General features: G+C 62.0%; 6 protein-coding genes. 1 reads left to right on the plus strand and 5 read right to left on the minus strand.

Annotation, left to right across the window (positions count from 1 at the left end; genetic code table 11):
• The coding region (locus tag AC1DH9_RS16255) for a methyl-accepting chemotaxis protein (protein WP_477808422.1) at positions 1-736 on the plus strand (736 nt) is incomplete at its 5' end.
• A 106-nt stretch (positions 737-842) separates the two neighbouring features.
• On the opposite strand, the gene AC1DH9_RS16260 is transcribed toward AC1DH9_RS16255, so the two are convergent.
• The 5 genes from AC1DH9_RS16260 to AC1DH9_RS16280 form a co-directional block, all read right to left on the minus strand.
• Complete coding sequence (locus AC1DH9_RS16260) at positions 843-1,445, minus strand: DUF924 family protein (protein WP_427537631.1); 603 nt, start codon at positions 1,443-1,445, stop codon at positions 843-845.
• Positions 1,446-1,448: 3 nt separating this feature from the next.
• Positions 1,449-2,459: a class 1 fructose-bisphosphatase gene (locus AC1DH9_RS16265; RefSeq protein ID WP_427537628.1), complete on the minus strand. Its 1,011-nt coding sequence runs from the start codon at positions 2,457-2,459 to the stop codon at positions 1,449-1,451.
• Between the two features lie 271 nt (positions 2,460-2,730).
• The gene (locus AC1DH9_RS16270; RefSeq protein ID WP_427537625.1) at positions 2,731-4,095 is read right to left on the minus strand and encodes a DUF3999 domain-containing protein; all 1,365 of its coding nucleotides are present in this window, start codon (positions 4,093-4,095) and stop codon (positions 2,731-2,733) included.
• Positions 4,092-7,685: a DUF2339 domain-containing protein gene (locus AC1DH9_RS16275; protein WP_477808423.1), complete on the minus strand. Its 3,594-nt coding sequence runs from the start codon at positions 7,683-7,685 to the stop codon at positions 4,092-4,094. The genes AC1DH9_RS16270 and AC1DH9_RS16275 overlap by 4 nt, the downstream gene beginning before the upstream one ends.
• Positions 7,686-7,831: 146 nt before the next feature.
• On the minus strand, positions 7,832-9,736 hold a 1,905-nt coding region (locus tag AC1DH9_RS16280), incomplete at its 5' end, for a glycogen/starch/alpha-glucan phosphorylase (RefSeq protein ID WP_477808424.1).

Below are 9,736 nucleotides of genomic sequence, written 5' to 3' on the forward strand. Positions count from 1 at the left end.
CACCAGCAGCGTGGCCGCGGCGATCAACCAGCTTGGCGCCGCCGCCCAGGAAATCGCCCAGAACGCCRCCCTCGCCTCGCAACATTCCAGCGACGCCCGCAGCCTGGCTGAAGAAGGCCAGCAAGTGGTGGATAAAACCATCGCGGCGATGCAGCAGCTGTCGGCCAAAATCAGCGACTCGTGCGGCAACATTGAAACGCTGAACAGCAACACGGTGAACATCGGGCAGATTCTCGAAGTCATCACCAGCATCTCGCAGCAGACCAACCTGCTGGCCCTCAACGCCGCGATCGAAGCCGCTCGCGCGGGTGAGGCCGGACGTGGATTCGCAGTCGTTGCCGACGAAGTACGCAACCTCGCGCACCGCACCCAGGACTCGGCGCAGCAAGTRCAGAAGATGATTGAAGAGCTGCAAGTCGGCGCCCGTGAGGCGGTCGCCATCATGACCGACAGTCAGCGCCAGAGCGAAAGCAGCGTCGGCATCGCCAACCAGGCCGGTGAACGCCTGGGCAGCGTGACCCAGCGCATCGGCGAAATCGACGGCATGAACCAGTCGGTGGCCACCGCCACCGAGGAACAAACCGCCGTGGTCGAATCGATCAACGTCGACATTACCGAGATCAACACGCTGAACCAGGAAGGTGTGGAAAACCTGCAATCGACCTTGCGCGCCTGTGCTGATCTTGAGCAGCAAGCGGCGCGATTGAAGCAGTTGGTGGGGAGCTTCAGGATCTGATGCGCCCTTGAAGGCCCCATCGCGAGCAGGCTCGCTCCCACAAGGACGGCGAAATCCCTGTGGGAGCGAGCCTGCTCGCGATGGCGGTATCAGCAACAACGAATAGCTAGAACCGAGACCCAGGCCCTGCAAGAAACTCCAACTCTTCAGCCGTAGACTCCCTTCCCAACACCGCATTGCGATGAGGAAAGCGTCCAAACCTTGCGATGATCTTCTGATGCCGTTCGGCGTAATCGAGGTTATCGGCAAACACCGCGCGATCCGCCTCGGGTTGCTCAGCCAGCAAGTCGGCAAAACGTGAGACGGCTTCGTTTTGCACCGCCAGGTGTTCGCAATGCTCGAACACCAGGTAGATGAACACCCGCTGGATAGGCAGCAGTTGCCGATCGAAATCCGCGGCAATGCCTTGCGCCACCAGAGCCTGGGCTCTCAGGTCGCCTGCAAAGGATTTGGGGGTTTCGCGAAAGATCATTCGCGGTAACTGATCGAGTAACAACACCAGGGCCAGCCAACCTTCGGGACATTGCGTCCACTCGGTCAATCCGCCGACCAGTGCCTGTTCCACCAGATCCCCGAAACGCGTGCGCGCTTCGAGGTCCTGGCTGTCACGCTTACCGAACCATAACGTGCGCTTCTGTGCCGCCACTTCGTTCGGATCGTCGGCTGAACCGAACCACCATTCGAGCAACGGCTGCCAGGGCGCAGTCATGGTTTATTCCTTGTGGTAAGCCGTGGCGCGTTCGACTTCTTCTTTCGAGCCCAGGAACACCGCTACACGCTGGTGCAGGCCTTCAGGCTTGATGTCGAGAATGCGCTGGTGACCGTCAGTGGACGCGCCGCCGGCCTGTTCAACCAGGAACGACATCGGGTTGGCTTCGTACATCAAACGCAGTTTGCCCGGCTTGGAGGGCTCGCGGCTGTCACGTGGGTACATGAACAGGCCACCACGGTTCAGGATGCGGTGCACGTCGGCCACCATCGCGGCGACCCAGCGCATGTTGTAGTTCTTTTTCAGCGGGCCTTCTTCGCCAGCCAGCAATTCGCCGACGTAGCGCTGTACCGGCGCTTCCCAGTGACGCTGGTTGGACATGTTGATCGCGAATTCCTGAGTGGAGGTCGGGATCTTGATGTCTTCGTGAGTCAGCACGAAGCTGCCCATTTCACGGTCCAGGGTAAAGCCTTTCACGCCATCACCCAGGGTCAGCACCAGCATGGTTTGCGGACCGTAGATGGCATAACCGGCGGCGACCTGTTGGGTGCCTGGCTGCAGGAACGCCTTTTCATTCAAGGGTTCGTTCTGGCTCAGGTATTCGTTCGGGCAACGCAGCACCGAGAAGATCGTACCGACCGGCGCGTTGATATCGATGTTCGACGAACCGTCCAGTGGGTCGAATACCAGCAGGTACGCGCCTTTCGGGTATTTGCCCGGGATCTGGTAGGCATTGTCCATTTCTTCGGACGCCATGCCGGCCAGGTGACCGCCCCATTCGTTGGCTTCGAGCAGGATCTCGTTGGAGATCACGTCGAGTTTCTTCTGGACTTCGCCTTGCACGTTCTCAGTGCCCATGCTGCCCAGAACGCCGCCCAGGGCGCCTTTGGAAACGGCGTGGCTGATTTCCTTGCAAGCACGCGCCACTACTTCGATCAGAAAGCGCAGATCGGCAGGAGTGTTGTTGCTACGGGTCTGCTCAATCAAATAGCGACTCAAGGTAACGCGGGACATGGAAGGCTCCGGAGGAATAGGGGCTAAAAACCCGCGCAGTTTAACGCGAGTCGGTGCGCAATTCCTCTTATCAGACGAGATTCACTGAATAGAGTTCATGCGCGGGGTTGAGCGTAGTCGGAATCGGGAGGGTTGTGGCGTGAGGAGTAGCGGCAAATTGCGGTTTTTTGCCGGCACACAGGCCGCTATCGCGAGCAGGCTCGCTCCCACAAGGACGGCGAAAACCCTGTGGGAGCGAGCCTGCTCGCGATGGGGTGCGAAGCACCCACTTTCAGGATTTGACGGGTGGCTTGCGCAGCAAACTGAACGCCATCCCCGCCAACCCCGCTACCCCTAGCAAGAGCACCGCCCACAGGCCGATCTTCTTCCAGTTTGCGCCCGGGACAATCGGCGCCACTGGCGTAGCCGGCGAAGTCATCACCGCCGCACCATCGACCTTGGCCTGGCCCAACGTCGCCAGACGCTTGGGACTGTAATCGGGAATCAGCGTCGACAGCGGCAAGCTCGCCGTTTTAACCGTCGCACTCCCCAGCGCCAGTGTGTACGGCCCCGCCCCGCGAGCGAGGAACACCACCCGGGTCGAGCGCACGGCATAGCGCACTGTCGGAGCCTGTGCGCCCAGGCCGCCGCCGCGCTCATCGACGGTCAGTTTCAACTGCTGCACCACATGGCCAGGCAGCTGCAACTGGTTCTGCACCACGTCCTGACCATTTTGCGTCAGCCGATAGAGCAAACCGCTGCTCAAGGGCTGCCACGGCAAGCTGCTTTCGCGACGCCCCGACAGGGTCACCGGCGCCAGGCTGTTGGCCTGGCTCAACTCAATCTGCAAGCGCTCCACGCTCAAGCCCATCGGCAATTGCCAGGTGTATTCGCCGGCCCTGGTGCTGCTGCCGGCCAACGGCTCGGACCAGACCAACGGCTGCGGCAGGTAGCTGGAACTGGCACTTTGCAGTTGCGCCGAGGTCAGCGCGGGCGCCGCCTGCGGGGTTTTCCACAGCAAGCGCAGATAACGCGCGCTCTGCCCCGGCAAATCGACTTCATGCTGTTCGACCCGTTCGTCGGCAAACGACAGCCGCGCCACCTGGCCTTCGCCCCACGGTTGCCAATGCTGCAGATCGTCACTGGCCTCAATGCTGAAACGCTGGAAGCCGTCACGTTCGCTGCTCCAGTCGAGGATCAACTGCTGCAACGGCGCCTTGATCGCACTGGCGTCCAGCAACCAGCCGCGCAGTACTTCTTCACCAGCCTTGAGCTGACTCGATGGCTGGACTTCCACCAGCGTGCCGCTGGCATTCGACTGCACGCGCACGCTCGGCACCGCCTCGCCGGCAGAGGCCGAGTCGTAAATCGGGAACCACTTGACGTCATTCACCACCAGACTTTCGCGGCTCTGCGCCTGTTCCCGCGCCAGCGAATAGGCCTGCACTTCACCGGCTGCGTTGAACACGCGCACGTCGCTGAGATCGGTCTGGCGCGCATTCAATTGCACCGCCAGCGGCAATTCGAGGCGATACCACGGCCCTTCGCCGCTCACGCTCAACGGCACCTGCGTGGTGAAGTCTGCCGGTGCTTCCTGAGCCGTGGCCGACAACGCCACACAGAGTCCAACAGTGCCCAGCGACCACTTCCGATTCAAGACGACACTCCTTCAGATTCATTGGCCGGATTTTCAGGCCCTGGCGTTGGTTCGGCACGTTTGGGCGGCAGCGGCGCGAAATAGCCCACTACCAGCAGCAACACGCCCACGCCGATAAACGACACGATCCGCGCCAACCCGCCGCGGTTACTCAATTCGACAAAGACCAGTTTGGCGACCACCAGCGCAATCAACGCCGCGCCGACCAGCCAGACTTCCCGACGATGGCGCAAATGCCCGCCGATCATCAGGCTCAGGGCAATCAGGGTCCAGACGATAGACAAGCCCGCCTGCACCAGCATCGACTCCAGCAACGCATCCAGCTCATACGGCACGCCACCCCAATGGTGAGCGCTACGCATCACCAGCGCGGTGAAGAAGGCGAACAGTGAAACCCCGGCCACCACTTGCGTGGCGTGCTCGGCGTAATCGACACGAATCGCCAATGAACTGACCGCACTGCGCGACCAGGCATAAACGCCGAACAAGGCAAACAGCAGGCCGATTTCCAACGGGTTGAGCAACGGCAGATAAGGCAACGGTTCGGCGGTGCCGTCGCTGGCAATGTTCGCCAGCCAGAACCAGCCGAGCATCAACAGCGCCAGGGGCRGTGCGGCGTACACGCGGTACTCACGGGCATACGCCGACACCGGCCACGGCCAGGCGCGCGGTGCGGCCATCAGCACCAGATACAGGCTCGGCAAGATCGCCCAACCCAGCCAGCGCCAGGCGTTGTATTGCTCGGACAACACCAGCAGGCCGTAACGCAACTCCAACGCCAACACGCCGATCAACAGCCAGCAACCCACCACGTGAGCCGCGCTCGATACTCGCGCGGGAAGCATCGGCGCCAAGCGCCGCAACGAGATGAAATGCACTCCGAACACCGCCGCCCACGCCAGCCAGCCAATATTCGCCGCCGGGTGATAACGCGAATGCCAGGCTGCGACCAATACCAGCGCCGCCGCTGGAGTCAGCAACGTGCAGAGCACGCCCAGTGCCGGCCATTGCAGTCGCCGGGACAACAACGTCCACACTGCGACGCTCAGCGCTGCGAGGCCCAGCAACAGCGTGGCTTGCAGGTTCAGCGGTGCAAAACGCAGCACTTCGCTGATCAGCGCCAGCGCCCACCAGGCGGCGCCCCACACCAGCAACAACTCGGACAAGCGCCGCAAACYCAAGGCATCGAACGCGCTGGCATGATTGCCAAGCTGCAAGCGCCAGGCGCCAACCATCGCCGCCAGCCCGAGCACCATCGGCGTCCAGAAACCGCTGTGGCCCAGTGGCCGCAGACCTTCGCTGGCGAGCGGCCCGAGCAGTTCGGGACCGGCGATGAGGAATGCCGCGCCGCCAATCACCTGCAACAACAAGCCAAAGACAAAACTTATCCGCTGCTGCAAGTACAGGCTCAGCCAGATGATCAACAGACCGCTGGCGGCCCACACCGCGCTCGCCGTTTGCCACGGCAACACAAACAGCACCGCCAGATTGATCAGCACCAACCCGGCCAGTAACACCACCGACAGCCCACGCAGCAACCGTGCGTCACTGCGCACCATGTCGTCGCGGGCGGCGAACAGCATTCCGCCGATCAACGCCAGGCCAATCAACGATGCAGTGAGCAAACCGCTCAAGCCGGCGCTGAACACCGCCGTTGCTTCACCGCTGGCGCCTTGCAGCCGCAGCAGGAACAACACACCGCCCAGCAGTTGCACCCCAAACGCCGTAAACAGGAAGGTCCGCGATTGCAGGCGCAAGCCCACGAACAACGTCACCAAACCGGCCAGCGCCCAACTGATCGCAGTACCGTGGGTGAAGAAGAACAACGGCGCCAACAGATAAAGGAACGTCAGTCCTGCACAGGCCAACACCGGCAAGCCCTTGCGTTCCCAGGCCGAGGTTTGCTCAGGGGAAGCGTTGCGCAAGTGATAGAAACTGAACAGCAACGCCACGCCGAGCATCAGCGCACCAAGCGGTGAGCCATCGAGCAGGCTGCTGTCGCCCACGCTAAGTTTGCTGAGGAACGCCAGCGCCGAACCCAGTTGCAGCAGCAAGGCAAAGGCCCGCGCCAACGGCCGATGCTGACGCAGGCCCAGCCAGAAAATCCCCGCACCCTCCACTGCCCAGGCGGCCGCCGTCCAACGCGCATCCAGACCCAGCGGAATCGCCAGGCTGGCGAAAATCACCCCCAGCGCCAGGCAGGTTTCTGCCAGCAGCAGGGCTCGACCGCCGCTGAGAAAACGCGCCAGGCCCATGTACACGATGCCCAGCGCCAGCGCGCTGAACGCGGCAGCGAACTCATAATGATGAATCAGCGCGAACTGCATGCCAAAGCCCACCAGTGGCGGACCGAAGAGCATCGTGCCGTCGACGTAGTCACCCTTGCGGGCCGACCAGCGCAGCAGCGCTTCACGGCTGTCATCCTCCGGCGCGTCTGTCATCTCGAGCAGTTTGCGGCGAGCGAACAACAAGCCAATCGCCAGGTACATCAGGAAGAACAGAATCAGGAACGGCTCGGTGCTCCACAGCAGTTCCGGCGTATAGGAACGCACGCCCCAGGCGAAACCGATGCCGAAGGTGCCGGCAAAGCCGATCAGGTTCAGCGGCCGCCAGGCCTTGAACCAGGCGATTGCGAGGATGCCGGTGTTGAGCAAGGCGAAGTAGCTGAACAGCGCGACATGGTTGCCGGCGCCGGTGGAGGTCAGGATCGGCGCGGCAAACCCGCCCAACGCCGCCGCGCAGGCCAGCGCGAGCGAGTCCTGGGTGATCGCCAGAATCGCCGAGAAGATCGTCACCGCCACCAGCAAGCCCAACGCCGCCGACGGGTCGAGCAACGGGTGCAAGCGCATGGCGGCGAACACCGTCAGGTACAGCACGGCAATGCCGGTGCCCTGCAGGATCAACGCGTAGTTGGTGTTGCGCGGTCGCAGCCACCAACCGAGCCCGAGCAACGCCAACGCGGCCGCAGCGACCCCGGCGTAACGCAACTCAATCGGCACCACCATGCCTTCGGTGGCATAGCGCAGCAAAAACGCCAAACCGAAGAACAGCAGCACCACGCCGACCCGCAGTACGGTGTTGCCACCGAACAGCCAATTGCGTGCGGCGGTAATACCGCGCTCGATCAGATTCGGACCACGGGGTTCGGCCGGTTGTGGTGGTTCGCTGGGTTGCGGGGCCCAGAGATCGGCAGGCTCAGGGGTGATGCTCGCGTGTACCGGTTCGAATTCGGGCGGCAATTCCCAGACCAGTTCCTGCGCGGCAGACAACGGCGCCGGGCCAGGCTCGGGCGCTTGGTCGAAGACGATATCAGGAGAAATTGTCGGCTCGCTGGCCGTTGTCGACTCAGGGACCGCAACTGACTGGACGCCACGGGTTTCGAGTAACGCCAGCCGTTGCTCGACCGCGCCGAGGGCGACCTGCGCCTGCTCCAGTTGGTGACGCTGTTCGTCCGCTTGTGAATTCAGGCGCCTGAGCACAATCGCCTGCCCCGCACCCAGGCCGATCAACGCGCCAATCAGCGCATCGCTGAATGACTCATCGAGCACCCAGCCCAGCACCATCCCTATCAGCATGAACATCCATTGCATGGTCGATATCCCTAAGCGGCCCATTGCCGGGCGAGTCCGGGCCCAACAGCGTCTGGTTCAGTCTAGTGTGAAACAGCACAAACCTTGTGGGAGCGAGCCTGCTCGCGATGCAACCGCTGGGCCTTGCTCGCAAATATTGCTAAAAGTTACTCCAGCGCCTTCCAGATATCCGTGGCGTACTCGCGAATGGTTCGGTCGGACGAGAACCAGCCCATGCGCGCACTGTTAAGCACCGCCGAGCGCCACCATTCCTTCGAGTCGTGCCAGCGCTCTTCAACCCGCACCTGGGCATTCCAGTAGGAATCGAAGTCGGCGCAGACCAGGAAGCGGTCATATTCGATCAACGAATCGATCAACCCGGTGTAACGCGACGGCTCATCCGGTGAGAACACACCGCCGCGAATCGCTTGCAGCACATCTCCCAGTCGATGGGAGGCGGCGATGTCCGGTGCGGCATAGAACTCGTGATTCTGCTTGCGCGCCTCAACCTGCTGGGCCGTCAGACCGAAGATGAACATGTGCTCGACGCCAATGCGCTCGCTCATTTCCACGTTGGCACCGTCCAGGGTGCCGATGGTCAGCGCGCCATTGAGGCCGAACTTCATGTTGCTGGTACCGGAAGCCTCAAAGCCAGCCGTGGATATCTGCTCCGACAGGTCGGCCGCCGGAATGATGCTCTCCGCCAGGCTGACGTTGTAGTTGGGCAAGAACACCACTTTCAGCAAACCGCGCACTGTCGGGTCGTTGTTGACCACCCGGGCGATGTCGTTGGTCAGTTTGATGATCAGCTTGGCCTGGTGATAACTCGCGGCAGCTTTGCCGGCAAAGATCTTCACCCGCGGCACCCAATCGACTTCCGGCTCGGCGCGGATCGCCTGATACAGCGCCACGGTGTGCATCAGGTTGAGCAACTGGCGCTTGTACTCGTGAATCCGTTTGACCTGCACGTCGAACATTGCCGCCGGATTGACCGCAATCCCCAGCCGTTCATGAATCAGATAGGCCAAGGCCTTTTTACTGTGCAGGCGCTGCTCGGCGAACTTGTTGCGGAACGCTGCTTTCTCGGCAAACGGCTCCAGGCCGATCAGTTTCCGCTCCGGGTTATCCAGCAGATCCGGGCCCAGTGCATCGACCATCATCGAGGTCAGCTCCGGGTTGGCCTGATAGAGCCAGCGGCGGAACGTAATGCCGTTGGTCTTGTTGTTGATTCGCTCCGGATACAGCTTGTGCAGCTCGGAAAACACCGTGCTACGCATCAGTTGAGTGTGCAGGGCGGACACGCCGTTGACACTGTGGGAACCCAGAAACGCCAGGTTACCCATGCGCACCCGGCGACCGTTGTCTTCCTCGATCAGCGACACCGCGCGCAATACGTCAAAGTCATGAATGCCATTGGCCCGCAGCGAGTCGATGTGCTGGGCGTTGATCAAATAGATGATCTGCATGTGCCGTGGCAGCATCCGCTCCATCAAACCGACTGGCCAGGTTTCCAGCGCTTCCGGCAACAGCGTGTGGTTGGTGTAGGAAAGCGTATCGACCGTGATCTGCCAGGCCGCGTCCCACGCCACGTCATACACATCGACCAGTTGCCGCATCAATTCGGCCACGGCGATCGAGGGGTGCGTGTCATTGAGCTGGATCGCCGCGTGATCGCCCAGGGTCAGTACCGAGGTGTGCATATTGCGGTGACGGCGCAGCAGGTCCTGCAAGGACGCGGCGACGAAGAAGTACTCCTGACGCAGCCGCAACTCCTGACCGGCCTCGGTGCTGTCAGCGGGATAGAGCACGCGGGAGATGCTTTCCGCACGGGCCACTTCGGCCACCGCCCCCAAGTGGTCGCCGGCGTTGAAGCGCTCCAGGTGCAAGTCCTCCATGGCTCGTGCACGCCAGAGACGCAAGGTGTTGACGCTAGCGCCGCGCCAACCGACGACTGGCGTGTCGTAAGCAATTGCGCGAACGGTTTCCGCCGGCGACCAGACCTGTTTGGAGTTGCCGCTCTCATCGGTCACGGTTTCAACGCCGCCACCAAAGCCGATCGGGTAAGCCACTTC

This window comes from Pseudomonas sp. 05T35 (assembly GCF_056396605.1).